10 protein-coding genes and 1 pseudogene are annotated in these 16704 nt (G+C 36.2%); 2 read left to right on the forward strand and 9 right to left on the reverse strand.

Annotated elements, in window-relative coordinates:
* Positions 1-16: 16 nt before the first annotated feature.
* Complete coding sequence (yghU, locus tag AC27E9_RS13925) at positions 17-883, reverse strand: glutathione-dependent disulfide-bond oxidoreductase (RefSeq protein ID WP_487131139.1); 867 nt, start codon at positions 881-883, stop codon at positions 17-19.
* A gap of 181 nt (positions 884-1064) precedes the next feature.
* Here yghU and AC27E9_RS13930 point away from each other — a divergent pair, with 181 nt between their 5' ends.
* Positions 1065-1637 (forward strand): hypothetical protein, encoded by a 573-nt coding sequence (locus AC27E9_RS13930; RefSeq protein WP_487131141.1) that lies wholly within the window; start codon positions 1065-1067, stop codon positions 1635-1637.
* Positions 1638-1811: 174 nt separating this feature from the next.
* Positions 1812-2462, forward strand: a complete 651-nt coding sequence (locus AC27E9_RS13935; RefSeq protein ID WP_487131143.1) for a DUF3313 domain-containing protein — start codon at positions 1812-1814, stop codon at positions 2460-2462.
* A gap of 100 nt (positions 2463-2562) precedes the next feature.
* On the opposite strand, the gene AC27E9_RS13940 is transcribed toward AC27E9_RS13935, so the two are convergent.
* The 8 genes and pseudogenes from AC27E9_RS13940 to AC27E9_RS13975 all read right to left on the reverse strand — a co-directional run bounded on the left by AC27E9_RS13940 (position 2563) and on the right by AC27E9_RS13975 (position 16209).
* Positions 2563-4413: a monovalent cation:proton antiporter-2 (CPA2) family protein gene (locus AC27E9_RS13940; RefSeq protein ID WP_487131145.1), complete on the reverse strand. Its 1851-nt coding sequence runs from the start codon at positions 4411-4413 to the stop codon at positions 2563-2565.
* A 71-nt stretch (positions 4414-4484) separates the two neighbouring features.
* Positions 4485-5726, reverse strand: a complete 1242-nt coding sequence (locus AC27E9_RS13945) for a tyrosine-type recombinase/integrase (protein WP_487131147.1) — start codon at positions 5724-5726, stop codon at positions 4485-4487.
* A 339-nt stretch (positions 5727-6065) separates the two neighbouring features.
* Entirely contained in the window at positions 6066-7160 is a 1095-nt protein-coding gene (locus tag AC27E9_RS13950; RefSeq protein WP_487131149.1) for an endonuclease NucS domain-containing protein, read from the reverse strand.
* Positions 7161-7744: 584 nt separating this feature from the next.
* Positions 7745-10960: pseudogene (locus AC27E9_RS13955) on the reverse strand (type I restriction endonuclease subunit R); the annotation flags it as partial.
* On the reverse strand, positions 10960-12156 hold the full coding sequence (locus AC27E9_RS13960; protein WP_487131151.1) for an SIR2 family protein: 1197 nt from the start codon (positions 12154-12156) through the stop codon (positions 10960-10962). The gene AC27E9_RS13960 and the pseudogene AC27E9_RS13955, both read right to left, overlap by 1 nt.
* Complete coding sequence (locus AC27E9_RS13965) at positions 12149-13498, reverse strand: restriction endonuclease subunit S (protein WP_487131153.1); 1350 nt, start codon at positions 13496-13498, stop codon at positions 12149-12151. The genes AC27E9_RS13960 and AC27E9_RS13965 overlap by 8 nt, the downstream gene beginning before the upstream one ends.
* Positions 13488-15188: a type I restriction-modification system subunit M gene (locus tag AC27E9_RS13970; RefSeq protein ID WP_487131155.1), complete on the reverse strand. Its 1701-nt coding sequence runs from the start codon at positions 15186-15188 to the stop codon at positions 13488-13490. Before AC27E9_RS13970 ends, AC27E9_RS13965 begins: the two co-directional genes overlap by 11 nt.
* A 142-nt stretch (positions 15189-15330) precedes the next feature.
* Positions 15331-16209 (reverse strand): BrxR family transcriptional regulator, encoded by an 879-nt coding sequence (locus tag AC27E9_RS13975; protein ID WP_487131157.1) that lies wholly within the window; start codon positions 16207-16209, stop codon positions 15331-15333.
* Positions 16210-16704 lie beyond the last annotated feature (495 nt).

Genomic DNA, 16704 nt, shown 5'->3' on the forward strand with positions numbered 1-16704 from the left:
TTTTTACTTTTAGAACTTAAGCTTCTAATTTATCTTGTGTTCGCTCAGAGAAATCACTTGCATCATGGCGTTCATGTAGTTGAGTAGATAACTCTCCCCACGTTTTATTAACCATTACGCCACGTTTTACCGCAGGGCGCTTATCTATATTTTCAGCCCAACGCATTAGATTTTTATAAGACGCCACATCTAAAAACTCACCTGCGTCATAAAGTCGATTTAATACGAGTGCGCCGTACCATGGCCAAATAGCTATATCAGCAATACTGTATTCATCACCACAAATATACTTATTCTGTGCTAATTGTTTATCCAAAACGTCAAGTTGACGTTTTACTTCCATGGAAAACCGGTCGATACAATATTCAATTTTTTCAGGTGCATAGGCATAAAAATGTCCGAAGCCTCCACCTAAATAAGGCGCACTGCCCATTTGCCAAAATAGCCATGACATACATTCTGCGCGTTTTTCATTGCTAGGTATAAGTACATTAAATTTTTCAGCTAAGTACAGTAAAATTGAACCTGACTCGAACAAGCGAGTTGGTTTTTCGCCACTTTGGTCTAATAAAGCAGGAATTTTTGAATTTGGATTAATATCAACAAAGCCGCTGCTAAACTGATCACCTTCACCTATATTAATTAAGTAAGCATCATACTCAGCTTCTTTTATACCAAGGGCGAGCAATTCTTCAAACATTACCGTCACTTTAACGCCATTAGGGGTTGCAAGTGAATGCAGTTGAAAGGGGTGTTTGCCTTTACTTAGTGTTTTATCGTGAGTTGGCCCTGAAATTGGGCGATTAATATTTGCCCAGTTACCGCCATTTTCTGTATTCCATTGCCATACTTTTGGTGGAATATATGAATTACTGTCACTCATGCCATCTCCATTTCTTAATATCGTTTGCTGCTAATACGGTATGCCTAAACGCTTTAAAACGCTAGTAATTAACGCATGGTTTTAATAGTTGCTAGCTATCAGTTAGAAGATTTATATATGAAAGATTATCAATAACGAATATATTAGAGCCAATTGTTAACTGTACTATTTGGTAAACGTTGTGATTAAAAAGCGCATCATTAAAAACTCTCTTATTGGGCTAATAAGTATTGCGTCCTTAGGTTGTGTGAATGTTAAGCATCAGCCACAGGTATTTAGCGGAGAAAATTTAATCACACCATATTCAGGTTTTCTTGCCGGCTGGCAAGTGCATGTGGAAAATAAACCACATTATCACTCTAGAATGTGGCAACACCCAGAATTAGGATTTAAAGATGCTTATGTTGTAAGTGTTACTCCACGAGAGCAAAATGCTTTGTCTCATTTTAGAGCCGTTATCGATCAGCCTGGTATTCAGTCCTGTGAAAACTTTACCAGCTCAACAATAGATTCTAAGCACCCAGCTGACTATCCGGCCGAATTTTGGAAAACTAATTGTTTACGCAAAGATACTAGCGAAGCAATAATCCTACATTTATTGCTTCGCGGGAACGACAGCCTGTATCATGTGCAAAAAATTTGGCAGGGCACATTTACCCCAGCAAAATTAGATGCTTGGATAAGTCGATTTCAACAAATTTATATTTGCGATACCCGATCACAAAAATCTCCTTGCCCCGCAATAAAACCCTAATTTAAACAGCTTTCTAAAATAGCTTTCGACACAATCAAGATTCAAAGAAAAATACGAATTTTCAATATATTGACTACTAAACTAAATTTGACAGTGTCGTGTTATGTGCCAATCTTAATAATATACGTTTAGGCATTTTGCTAATTGATTTAACTAATAAAAGAAGGTATTTATATGAAAATTGCATTATTCGCATTTACTGCGAGTCTACTATTAAGCGCATGTACCACCCAGCACAAAATCAATGTTGAAGAAATGAAGTTTAGTGGTTATTTAAGTCATTACGACAAACTACAACCACTAGCTGATGAAACAGCTATGCGATGGCTTGAGAACGATTTAAAGCAATACGAAAAAATGTATATTGAACCCGTTAATTTATTACCTGGCTTTAATGTGAACGAGCAAGTAAGTACCGAAGAAGCGACAAAAATTGCTGAATATTTAAATCAAGGATTTCGTGATCGGTTATCAAAAATAGGGCGCTTAGCAACAGCCCCAGGTGATAATGTTTTAACCATTAAGCCAGCCATTACCGCCATCACATCTGAAACGGAAGAATTAAAAGCACACCAATATGTATTACCTATTGCCATTGCTCGTACCATGATCAAATCAGCTACCGATAGACGTGATGCAATTGCAGCAATTTATTTAGAAGCCCAATTATTTGATGGCAAGTCTAATGCGCTTAAAGGTGAAGTATTACGCAAAGGCATTAGCGAGCAATCAGATAATAAAGAAGTTACTCAAGAAGATGTTAAAGAGTTACTCGATAGCTGGTTAGATTTTTTTGACCAGCAGTTAAAAGCTATCTATGGCTAATTTGATAACCTTTAAAATTATGATTGAGTAACAAAAAAGGTAGCTAATTAATCATTAGCTACCTTTTTTATGTTTATTAAACAATAATTTAAATAATTAGCTAAACTTTATTTTCGTCACAATTCTCACCATGACAAGTATTAAGTTTACTTAATTCTGCGCTATCTTTGGCTAATACTTGTTGCAAATCTTCTTTGCGTTGTTTAACAGCAACACCATAACTGTGATCATCGCCCCAAAGATCAGCCAATAACTTCATTGATTCATGATCATGCTCTGAAAATATTTTACCGGCACGACTTGCAAGCTTATCACTATTTCCCAGTAGCTTTAATGCATCAATCCCTAAGTTTAAGGCAGAATCAAAAGACTCACGCCTAAACACTTCAATGCCAATACTCATCAATTCATAGGCATGTCGTCTATCTCGAGCTCGCGCTGCAATTTTCAAGTTAGGGAAATGTTTCTGAGCTAATTGCGCTAATTCTATGATCTTATCAGCATCATCAATAGCAATAACTAAAAGTCGAGCATCATGGGCACCAGCTGCCTCTAGTAAGTCTTGTCTCGATGCATCACCATAGTAAACTTTATTACCAAAGCGTTTTAATAGCTCTATCTGGCTTGGACTATGGTCAAGAATTGATAAATGATAACCTTGCGCTGTTAATAAACGACCGACTATTTGGCCAAAGCGGCCATAACCCGCAATGATCACTTGCGTGGTCGCTTCTATTTCTTCACCAGTGTCATAGACCTTGTCACTGGCACTTTCTTTATCAATCACTTTGTCATAAAAAATCAGTAATAACGGCGCTAATAACATCGACATTGCAACAACCAATGTTGTGAATTTTGTTTGAGTATCGTCTAAAATTTGCAGTGAAGAAGTTAAAGACAAGAGTACAAAAGCAAACTCACCACCTTGCGCTAACGCGAGTGCGAATAAATATTTTTGTCTTCCTGGTAATTTAAATAATCTCGCTAGAACATACAACACAGTAGCCTTTACTATAATTAATCCCACTACCAACATCACAATATTACCGAATTGCTCCGCAAATAACTTAAAATCAATTGACGCACCAACGGTAATAAAAAATAAACCGAGTAATAAGCCTTTAAAAGGTTCAATGTCAGCTTCTAGCTCATGCCTAAAATCACTTTCAGCTAATACCACACCAGCTAAAAACGTGCCTAAAGCAGGGGATAACCCTATTTTTTGCATTAATACGGCAATAGTTATCACCAAAAATAATGCAAACACGGTAAATAATTCGCGTAATCGTGTATTCGCAATATATCTAAATACTGGTGCTGACACATACTTACCGGCAAAAATTATCGCCGCAATAACAGCAATAGAAATTAATACTTGGCCGTAAACTGGCAAATGCTCAATTAAATTTCCATGGCCTTGCTCAGTAGTAACCGCAGATAAATCAGCAAAGGTTAATAATGGCAAAAGAGCCAAAATGGGAATAACAGCAATATCTTGAAATAGTAATACTGAAAACGAGCTTTGCCCGGCTTCTTGTTTTATCCATCCTTTCTCAGTCAAGGTTTGCAAAACAATAGCCGTAGAAGAAAGTGCAAGCATTAAACCTATCGCCATTGCAGTTTGCCAGCGTAAATCAAGTAGATACAAACAGGCAGCGAATAAAATTAATGTTGAAAGGGTAACTTGCAGCCCGCCTAAACCAATAATCGAATGCCTAAGTTTCCACAATCGTGATGGATGCAATTCTAAGCCAACTAAAAATAGCATCATCACCACGCCAAACTCAGCAAAGTGCATCACATCAGTTTGATCGCCAACCAAGCCCAGTAAAAATGGCCCGATTAATATTCCTGCCAATAAATAGCCTAATACAGAACCTAGGCCTAAGCGCTTTGCGATAGGCACAGCAACTATTGCTGCTGCCAAATAAATTAAAGCATTTTCTAACATATATTTCCTAAGCTTTTTAAAGCGTTAATTCGGGTGAATCATTCAAATAATCTTTTAGTATAGTACTGAAACTAATCAACTTTTCTACGTTTACCACTTTCAGCACGTTTTTTGTTTTCGCTTTGAACATAAACGGTATCAGTTGTAGCCATACTGGCGTGACCAAGATCCTCAGAAATGTCTTTAAGAGGGCGACCACGTTCAATTTCCATACTGGCACCTGTGTGCCTTAACCAATGTGAAGACGCTTCTTTTAACTTCAAGGCCTTATTAGCACCTGCAGATTGGCGCATATTTTCATACGCTTGGTCAAATACACTTTGCACTAAACGCCTTAAATGACGGGACGTCATGCCACCTTGGCCACGTACTTTTTCCACTAAAATAGCGTTTTCATTGCTAGCAGGTAAACCTAATAAGCCACGAGATGTGCGGTAGCGCTCTAAAAATGGCAGAAAATCGATAGGAACGGTAATATCACGTAACTTACGGCTTTTACCAAATACTTTAAGCCACCAATTTTCATCTTCATCTTGCCAAAAATGACTCATAGTTGGTGACCAATTGGGACGCTCTGATAGCTCTGAAATACGTAAAAATAGGGTTTTTAGCGCCGCAATAACAAATAAATTACGTTCAAAAATAGGGTTTTCATCAGCCATTTCTACGGCAGTATCTAAAACAAATTGCCATTGGCTGCCAGTTAAACGTTTAATTTCTTTAACTTGCGAATCAATTATAAAGTGCCGGCAATCTTTTTTAGCAATTTGTGCAGGGTTACCAATTACAAAATCTTCAGCCATTAAGTAATTATAAAATGCGATTATAGCTGTAAACATTGATGTAAGCGTTTGTTGTGATGGACGATATTTTTTCTTATCAACAACGTAATTTGCTTTTTGACTTTTTGGCGACTGAATTTTAAATGGAAACCAATGTTCGTTAGCTGAAGAATAACCATTAGCAATTTTGAAACGTTCTTGATTTGATGTGCCAATCCAGCTAACTGGTGGTTGCCAACAAAAGTCTGCGTATTCTAGAAAGTCAGATTTACGTAATTGGTCAATGGGTTTTTTCTTTTCAATAAACGACCACAACAGAAAACGCTCAACATCATTCCTAAATCTGTCATAAGTATGCTCAGATTTATTTCTACCAATGTAAACAAGAAAAACTTTACCCCAGTTAAATTGCTCAAGCCACCAAGACTCATTTGAAGAAAACAAATCATCCAATTCAGGATAATCTTCAAGGTCAAAGTCACATAGATCTAGATATGGAGGAAATAAAGGAACAGGCTTATTTAATAACATTTTATTTTTAATTCTGAGTAACAATATTGGTATGAACTGAGTTTAATGCATTACATACGCTATGTCCAATACTGAAGAGTATCGGACATAGCGAGGTGTTTAGAAGTTAAAGGATTCTCTTCTCTGATTACTGTTAATCCAAATTTAAAACTGGATCGGATCCAGCTTTCACTGGTAATTCATCTTATTGAATTAGTTAAAGTATTTGATGTTTTAGCTTGCTGACATTTTACTGTTTGCAAGTTAACAACTAGATCCTATTTTGCGTCACGCTACGTGCATGAAATTTACTTTTGCGGCTATTCCCTAGTAAATTTCACATAGCGTCACGACATTAATTTAATTATTAGTATATTTTAATTCTGTCTTTAATCTCTCAATTGTATGAGACCACTTAGGTGTTGTTGGTTTACACACTGAGTTTTGATTACCAAACAATCCTGTTTCACTAAAAGCCGAATTAATTGATTTTGTATCATGCCATTTAACTGGTACTAAATATTCTGCATTATCATCATCTAAACTTTCAAACGATGAATAATTACCTTCAGTCGATAATTCATTGATGGTTTTATTATCAAACTCATTGAATTGATATTTTTCTGCTCGGCAAATATCACCAATAACTTCGCCAACACCAACATAACCTGTACCGGGAATATTGGCCCAAACTCTATTACCAACTTCTAGCATGTTTAATGTATTCGAATACCAACGACCATGGCCAGCACTTATATAACCGTATTTTCTGGCATCAGACCAATGACGCTCTTTACCATGACCAAAAGAAACATAAAATTCTCCGTTCCATGGTTCTTTTGATGATTTTGAAATAACTCGTTCTTGTGTTTCCTCTGGCGGAATCATCCAAGCACGGCTTAAATACTTATTTCCGTTATCTTCAAAAACACTAAAGAAAACGGCATTTACTGGTATTTTTGCTTTGTCATTCAGGTAATTAATAATCCGTTCAGAACTAGCATCAAGCTCGGCAGCTACAATAACCATTTGATGTGAACCATCGTAATTAACATCACTAAAAGCTAAGCCAAACTTAGACTTAAACGCCCTATCCAAACTTTGTTCGTTTAATGAGCGTTTTTGACTATATTCAGAATAGATATCTACTAACTTACTGTCATCAATATCAACGACCCATGAAGCGTAATCTATTGCTTGAGCCACTACATCTCGTGGAGTTTTATGCCTTTTAAGCTCGATTATAATAACGCTGCCACTAGCATCAATCGCTAGTAAATCGATGTATTTATCAAAAGCAGTTCTAACTTGTTGACCAATAATCATCCAGCCTGAATTAAGGATAGATATATCTGCAACTATCTGTTCTTCTAGTAAATTTTCACTTTCGATAACTATTGGTGAAAGCTTTTTAGGTTTACTTCCTATTTTCCAAATGCCTTGTTCTATTGCCATAATATTCCTTTAAGTAGCTACAACGCAGTGATAACTTTCTCTTTAATTTCCCACTTCCCGGAAGGTAATGGTTCTAACAAACCATTCCTTTGAAGCTCAGTTAAAATAGAGCCAAGCCCTTCCTCGTCAATCTTATCAACACCTAAATAATGAGCATTTTTAGAAGTATTTTGAAGAAGTTCGTCTACAGTTCTTATTGTTTCACTAGGAAAAGATGTTAGAACTAAGCAATCTTCAGGAGAAAGGCTTATCTTACTTCCAAAAAGTTTTTGGCATATTAAGCTGATACAATTTAGAGGTAATACAGCCCCTAAAGACGTACCTAACAATTCTCCAACAACACCATCAGCTGTCATCACGCCTTGAAGCATCTTAAGCAAAGCAGGCAGTTTTACATATGTTCCACCTTTAGAACCAAAGTGCCCGTCAACAGTTAGCATCGACTTAAACATCATATCGCCACTGCTTGCTGAATCAGACGCGATAGTATGTTTAACAGAGTAAATATCACTATTTTGATACAGTTTGTTTATTACAAACTTAGCTATATCGTCTTCAGAATGCCTAGATTCATTTCTGTCAGTCCAAGTTTTAGCCAGCGTTTCTGCTTGCTCTATAATCAACTTAATCGCTTCATCGGATGCTTTAGGTGGGTATTTAAATCTTCGTAATAGTCTGCGAACTAAATTACGCATCCTAGCTCGAACGCTATCACGTTTTTGCCAATCTACGGTTGCAGATTTCCTGAGTTGTTGAGTAAGTTCAATAGCCAACTTTCTTAATACATCATCACCTAATACACGAACAGATTCTTCATTAACAACTAAAGCTCGATAGAATGCTATTTCATCTACTGATAAGTTTAAGTTATCTGCCATCTCAGAATCAGCGGCCATTTCTTTTGCCCACTTAATCAGCTCTTCAATAACCTGTGCTGTTTCAATGTTACGGTTATGATATTTTTGAAGGGTAGTCATAATGCGATCAGAATACTTCTTCTCCTGTACCACATCATTTTTCATCCTTGCTTTTACTTCGTCCCTTAACAGTTTTTCAAGTAACTCAACAGCCAAGTTTTTCTCTTTCATATTGGCTACATCTTCAAGAAACTCTTCTGATAACAATCCGATATTTGGCTTGTCCAAGCCAACCATATTAAATATATCGTCAACACCTTCAGCTATTACAGCGTTATCTAAAATTTGTTTTAAGGCACTATTTCGCTCTTCATCAGTTCGCTTTTTATCCACAGTTGAGTGTTTAATAAAGGCGGTTTTAATCGCTGAATAAAAAGCTATTTCATTTTTATAACTTTTAGCTTCATCCATGGTATTACAAAGAGAATATGCCTTAGTAATAGCAGCCATAACATCTAAATATCTACGCTTACCATCTCTTTGTTCTTTGCCATCCCTTTGTGGTGTAACAAGGCCTGAAATATGGTTAACAGCACCAGGCAATAACTTTAACGCATCTGTTTCAAAGTCCGGTCTATAATTAAAAACCTCTTTTTCGACTGGTGTTGCAAACATCCCTCTAACGACATCAATCTTTTCCATTAAAACTGAAAACGCTTCAGCTGTATCAACTGTAGGTTGACCTTTACCTGAACTGTTAGTGTAGGTTTTAAGGGCATTCTTTAACTCATTTGCAATACCTATATAGTCAACAACTAAACCACCAGGTTTATCCTTGAATACACGATTTACCCGAGCAATTGCTTGCATTAAGTTATGGCCTTTCATCGGCTTATCTACATACATTGTATGACAGCAAGGTGCGTCAAAACCTGTTAGCCACATGTCTCGAACAATAACTAATTTCAGCTCATCTTCAGTATCTTTGTAGCGTTTTTCAAAAAGCTTTTTCGTTTTCTTATCATGAATATGTGGCTGCAACTTCCCTTTATCAGAAGCAGAACCCGTCATCACGATTTTAATAGCCCCTTTATCAGTATCGTCATGATGCCATTCAGGATTGACTTCTACGATAGCATTATATAAATCAACACAAATCTCACGGCTCATGGCAACTATCATAGCTTTACCAGGAAAGGTTTTAGTTCTCGTAGTGAAATGCTCAACTAAATCTTTAGCAACTTGTTCAATACGAGGTTCAGCACCTACTAACTTTTCTAATGCAGACCATTGAGACTTAATTTTTTCACGAGCTGATGTTTCTTCATCTTCTCCAATTTCATCTTCAATCTCATCATTGAGCGCTTCTATCTCTTCTTTATTGATATCCAACTTAGCTAAGCGTGATTCATAATAGATTGGAACGGTGGCACCATCATCTACGGCGTCTTGAATATCATAAACAGATACATATTCACCAAATACACCACGAGTGTCCTTATCATCCACAGAAATTGGTGTACCAGTAAAACCAATGAAAGAAGCAAATGGCAACGCATCACGCATGTTCTTAGAGTACCCATATACATATTTAGAGCCTACCACTTCACCACTTTCGTTTTTGATGCTTTTTATTTTAGCTTTATTACCATATTGGCTTCGATGTGCCTCATCAGATACCACAACAATATTATGACGTTCTGATAGTTTTGGGTGTTTAGTTTCTCCCTCTAACAAAGAAAACTTTTGAACTGTTGTAAAAATAATGCCACCGGACTGACGGTTTATTAATAGGTCTCTTAAAGAAGATCTATCATCAGCCTGTTGAGGTATCTGCTTCAATGTTTCTTGAGCCATACCAAAAGTATTAAAAAGCTGACCATCAAGATCATTTCGGTCTGTTACAACCACAATCGTTGGGTTATTCATGTGTGGTTGCTGTAGCAATTTGCTTGCATAGCAGACCATTGATATACTTTTACCACTTCCTTGGGTGTGCCAAACAACACCAGCTTTACCTGAGCCTTGCTTTATTTTTTCTAACGAACTAATCGTACTTTCTAAGTGATTTCCTGATTTATTAGCCGCAAGTACAGTCGCTTCAACCGCAGCTCTTACAGCATGAAATTGATGATATCCTGCTATTTTCTTTATAATCGTGTCATTATCAGTTTCAAATAAAATGAAGTAACGAATGTAATCAAGTAATAGCTCTTGTTTGAAAAACCCCCTGATTAAGGTTTCTAATTGAAACTCCAATAATGGCTTATCTTCTTCGTTAGAAACTGTTTTCCAAGGTAAAAATCGCTCTTTATTGGCAGTTAAAGAGCCAACTCTTGCAGTCCAACCATCACTTACAACTAATGCTTCATTAAATACAAACAAATCACTTACTTCATCTTTATATGTTTGCAATTGGTTATATGCATTCCAAATATCAGCATGTTCATCTGCTGGATTTTTTAATTCAATTACAGATATTGGCAAGCCATTTATAAACACCACAATATCTGGTCGTCTATTACCTTTTATACCTGTAATAGTGAATTGATTAATGACTAAGAACTCATTGTTATCAGGGTTTGAAAAATCAATTAACTGCGCATGAGTATTCTTAGTTTTCGTTTCACCATTTTCTATTTCAGTGTATTCAACAGGCACACCTTCAATAACATATTTGTGAAAAGCTCTGTTATTTTTAATTAGAATTGGTGTATCTGGTGTACAAACGCTAGTAGCCGCTTCTAATAACGCATCACTAGGTATGTCAGGATTGATAATTTCAAGCTGAGTTAATAAACGTTCTTTTAACACAACTTGATGATAATCATCACGCTCTGGAGTATCTCCATCAGGCGCAATATGATAGCCATTTTTGTATAGATATCCTTGGTCGATAAACCAATCAAGGCAATACTGTTCTAACTGGTCTTCTGTTATCATTATATATTCCCTAGGCTAAATTTCTTATTTGCGACATCGATAGCAAGCAAGAGTAAATCTATTAACATGCTATGATCATGATCTACTGCGTCGTACCAAATGGGCTTTATATTCATACTTAAAAGTCTTCCCATTTTTTCTGCTTTAACTTCTGGTTCACAGTCAGGCAATAATGCATAATGCCAAGGAATTTCAAAATGACCTTCATCCATTACTGACTTAAATAGCTCTAAAGTCCTATCTTGCTCTAGGGAACAGCCAATAAAAACTAACGAATAGCTGATAAATATTTGTCTTAGCGAACGAGGTAGTTGCTTCTTAAAGTCAATTTGTTGATTACCATATGCACCTCTATACTGTGACTCAGTGAAAACATACGATTGAGGTTGCTCCGAATCACCATGTAATTTCATTAAGCATTGCTCTCCCTTTAACAATTGGCTAATAAAGCCATTTTGCTCTTGTTTACCATACATATAACCGCTTAATGGTTTACCACTAATTAACTCAAATTTTTTTTCAATTAAGCGATCAAAGTTTGTAGTAACTACACATGAAGAAGCAAGTTCTGGTAAAAGTTCAACAATTGGAGGGAATATTGGTTTATCATCTTCCTGATTAGCTTTAAGTCTAAACTCTGTTTGAACAAAATTTTTAAATAGATGTTCGTTATGTTGGTATAATGCTTCTGCAACTTCCAGATACAAATAGTTTTCTAAGTCTGAGCTTATGCTTTGAAAAACATCATCCCCCATTTGCCTAGCCAACCTCTTGAGAGCGCTACCCCAAGAAGGATATCCAGCAGGTAATGATGCACCGGCTCCAACAAATGGAGCAACACGTTGACGCTTAATCGCATCTATAAAATCTAAAAATGTTGGCGTTTGTTCAGATGATTTTAGAAAGTCCAAAGCTGATCTATGTTTTTCTTCTAGCTTCATACCATTCCATTTTGACAACTCATCAAAATAAGTATCTCGTTCAACCCAATAAAGTATGTCACTAACATCATATTGGAATGAAGACTCAGAGTCGGACATGCTAGTAATTCTTATTTTTGGACCATCTGAAGTGATTTCAACAGAAGAACTGGAGTTAATCTCTTCGTTAAAAGTAGGATTTTCTTGTAATTTTGAGTCTAAATATTGCTCTACGCGTTCAATTATGTGGTGACTATCATGGAATGGTTTATTCATTATCAACCTTCCTCTTTTCTATATTTATCTCACCAGATAGAAGCTTAGGTAACAAAATGTCTCTAAGATTTGATAACTGCTTACTTTGCAATCTTAAATTTAGGCTCTGGTTTATCAATGGCATCAAGATATCAGAGAGTTGTTCTCTTAACTCTTTAGGTGGTATTACACATAAGGATTCACTTATATGTTCACGTTTTATATGCCCCATAGTAACGGCTTTGTCTTTTGCAATTTGTTGAAATTTAGCTAAATGATATTTAGTCCAATATAAATACAAGGGCAGACTGTATTCCTTACTAGTCACTTTAAAAAGGTGTTGATTTAGAGCTGCCTGTCCACCAGTCCAAAGATCAATAAGCAATGTTCCAGACCAAGAAAAAATCATATCCCCATCATAAACTCGGCATGATTCCTTTATGTCTATGCTAGCTTTTTCTTTATCATCACAAAAACCTTGACGTAGTTGAGCGATTTTTAATACTGGTAAATAGTCATCATCATCTGATTTTGGTCTAAATTTTTGTAAAGCTAACCCATTTTGAAAATGCGCTATTTTATCCAAAGGCTTAACTTCCCAACCCTCAGGTATTAACCCAACCTGAGACTCAACAAGCTTATCCGAAAAAAGGTTAGCTGACTTTTCAACTAGACTACCTAATTTTTCACCTTTTATTTTTGCTTTAACCGGTTCAAACTCTATTACCCACGATTTAAATATCGTATGTGCAATTTGTTCTAATGTTTGATTAATTAACTCATTATGAGCTATTTTTTTATTAATACTGTTTGCATATAAAGCTATTTCTTTTTGAATTAATATCGGAGGCAAAATTATTGGTAATTTTAATTGTCCAGTAATTCCAAGATACGCTCGTGTTGAACCAGCTCCAGCCCAAAGGTTTAATATATTTTGGAAAAATGCCGAATCAAAATAAGCCTTTAAGTAAACATTACTTAAAATGCTCGCATCTTTTACACGGTAATATGTTACTTGAGGAGTTAGCATAATAAATTCATATTCATTATCCTGTACAATTGCCGTTCGACCAATGGTAGCTTTATGGGATAACAAAACATCCCCTTCTTTAGAAAAGCCTTTTCTTAAACTATTTGCTTGTTCTTTACTAATAAATTTACAAGAGTCGAATTTAATTCGTCCTTGAGATAAATCTGAAGCCATAACAAAAGGTATACCAGACTCGACATAATCCGAGGCTTTAGGATGTGACCCTCCGTGATTACCATCCAACGGCTTTTCGATAACATTTTGTTCTATCAAGTCCTCAACGGTAAATATTTTCCAGCCTTCCGGCAGTTTAAAAGGCAGATCAAAGTTCATAGCCTAGCCCCGCTAAGTGTTTTTTTATTTCAGCTTCTAAAATTGAAGCTTCTGAAAACTGCTCACTAAGCTTGTGAGTAAGTAGTTCCATTTTTTTATCAAATGGAATTCCATCATCAACTTCAACTTCTGAACCTACATACCGACCCGGTGTTAGAACATAGCCATGATCAGCAATCTCATCTATTGATGTCGATTTGCAAAAGCCAGCTTGATCCTTGTAATTAACTCCATTTACTTCATTGCCTGTTTTCCATGAATGAAATAGATCTGAAACTCTTTCGATATCGTCAAATTTAAAGTCACGTAAAACACGGTCTTTCATATAACCCAGGTTGCGTGCATCAACAAATAAAACCTCTCTTTTGCGAGAGCGTAGTTTACGACCTGCCTTATCTATACGCGTTTTTTTATTTTTTGTTAGGAACCAAATACACGCAGGTATCTGAGTATTTGTAAACAGTTGACCGGGTAAAGCAACCATGCATTCAACTAAATCGTTTTCTATAAGCGCTTTACGAATTTCACCTTCATTATTCGTATTTGAACTCATCGAACCATTAGCCAATAGCAATGCTAGAGAACCGTCAGGAGCCAAGTGGTGCAACATATGTTGCATCCATGCAAAGTTTGCATTACCTGTTGGTTGCCCATATTTAAACCTAGGGTCGTTAACATCTACACCTATGTTCCACTCTTTCATATTAAATGGAGGGTTTGCCATAATAAAATCGGCTCGTAGATCAGGATGTTGCACATTGGTATAGGTACTAGCAGGCTCTTTACCAAAGTCATAATCTAATCCCCTTATAGCCATATTCATGGCTGCTAATTGCCATGTTGTATGGTTATACTCTTGACCATAAATTGATATTTTTTGCTTCTGGGTTACAGAGTCAATTTTCTTTTCATTTGCATAACGTTCAATGAATTTTTCTGATTGAACAAAGAAGCCACCAGAGCCCATAGCTGGGTCATAAACTCTCCCTTCAAAGGGTTCAATCATTTCTACAATGAGTGAGACAATACTTGCAGGAGTATAGAATTGACCACCTTTTTTACCTTCCGCTAAGGCAAATTGACCAAGCATATACTCATAAACATGACCTAAAATATCTTTACTGTTTAATGAATTATGATCGAATGGAATAGTAGCTATTAGGTTAATTAACTCATTTAGTTTTGACTGATCAATTTTTAATTGTGAGTAGTGCTTATTTAATACACCTTTAAGTTTGGCGTTATCTCGCTCAATGCCTTCTAAAGCATTATCGATTAAGTGGCCAACTGAGGTTATTTTCTTTGTTTTACCATCAATTTCTAATTCTTTACCACCAATAACAATGGGTCCATTGTCTTGCAGGAACTGCCAACGAGATTCAATAGGCAACCAAAATACATTTTTTTCGGTATAGAAATCTCTCTGTTCAAGTTCAATGTTAATTTCTTTTTTTAGCTCTTCTTCTGAATAATCAGCAGGGTCTAAATAGTACTCATGCTCAGGGTTAGCTAAATCAGCTTTTATTTCATCTTGGCGAATTTTAAAAGCGTCAGATACATACTTTACAAATATGAGCCCTAATACGGCATGTTTATATTGTGATGCATCTAATGATGACCTTAACTTCTCTGCTGCTGACCAGAGCTTACTCTCTAAGTCTTTTAAAAACTGTTGTTCTTGTGCTTTCATCTTTTTATCTCAATAATTCGGTAATTAAACGGTTAGATACACACTATCTAACGCCAATGTTGTAATGACAAAGCGATAAACTAAAAAACAAGTTTATCGCTGATATATAATTCGTTGATTCACATAAATATCCTTTTATAAATTAATCCTTATAACCCGGTGCAATAGCGAGATTTTCCGCACCGTATAATGTTTGGCAGTTTTGCAAATAGAGTTGGTATTCTGGGCCTGCTAGAGAGCCATTTTCAGAACAATCCACGTTCCAACGTCTTAGCAAATAACCTGCCATAGCTGCTCTAACGTCTGATTTGAGTACGCCATTGTCCATACCGTAGTCCATTTTAATGGCAGTTGGGTATTCAACGTTCTTAGGGTGTGGCACGATTTCTAGTGGCATAATGGTATTCCACTGTTCATCTTGAGCCTTAATTTCGTTTACTTCAGGCTCGTTATTAATCACCGTTACTTTGGCAAGGCGTGTTAATACAAAATCCCTAAAGGCATTACTCTTTCTGTCATAAGCACGTACATGCCAGCGAAGGCCATTGTCGACTATAGTGTGTGGCACTAATTCTCGCGCACCAGAGCCACTTGAAAGTGAGGTATAGATAACACTTACCGCTTTGCCGTTAATCATGGCCTGAGTAAGTTTGGCGATTACATTGATATCAGGTACGTTGAGCTGGCTTGGTTGTTCTACAGGGAATTCCACATCACCAATGGCATCAAAGCCATCAGATATTTGATGGGCAAGCTTTACTAACGTGCGTTTTGCATCATGTTTAAAGAGTGGTTTGAAGCTATTGGTTAGAAAATACTTCTTTTGAGTATTGTCATACGCCATATTTTTAGGCGCATGCTCTTTATAAAGGTTGATATCGCGTGTTGCGGCAGAAACACCTAATTTAAAATGCTGGACAATTTCGGAGCGTGTAACGCTACCGGTAAAATACAATTTAAAATCTATATAGGCGAGACGCTGTTGTTGCGCGTAGCTTAATTTTTCCAATTGATTGTCCATATCTTATTATTGATTCGAGAAAATTCTTTTTATTATTCAAATAGTCAAAGTCAGTATGTCTCATAATGAAACACACCTCAATAGATAAAATGTCAAATTATGTCATTTGACTGTTTAATCATCGCATTTGTTTGATTTACATCAGGTTATGACTGCCCTGCCTTCTTCTAACGTTACTTACTATGTCGATAAGTAGGGATATTGGCAAAACAACCAGTGCTAAAAATACAAGAACCTCAGGTGTCTCTCACGCTATTGACATAAACTTTTCGTCAACTTTTTTGTAACTTTTGCGAAATTTACACCTAATGCTTTGAGCTGAAATGAAATTTAGTTTGTTATTGATTTTTAAAGATAAAATGTCAATAGTGTTACTCTTTTGGAAAACACTCATTAATTCAATGAACTACCTATCGCTGACATATTATATCAACAAATAAGTCGCTATAAATCAGGTGCTTGCATATTTGACACCTAATTATTCGTACCTATAAT

The sequence above is a fragment of the Colwellia meonggei genome, from assembly GCF_057537295.1.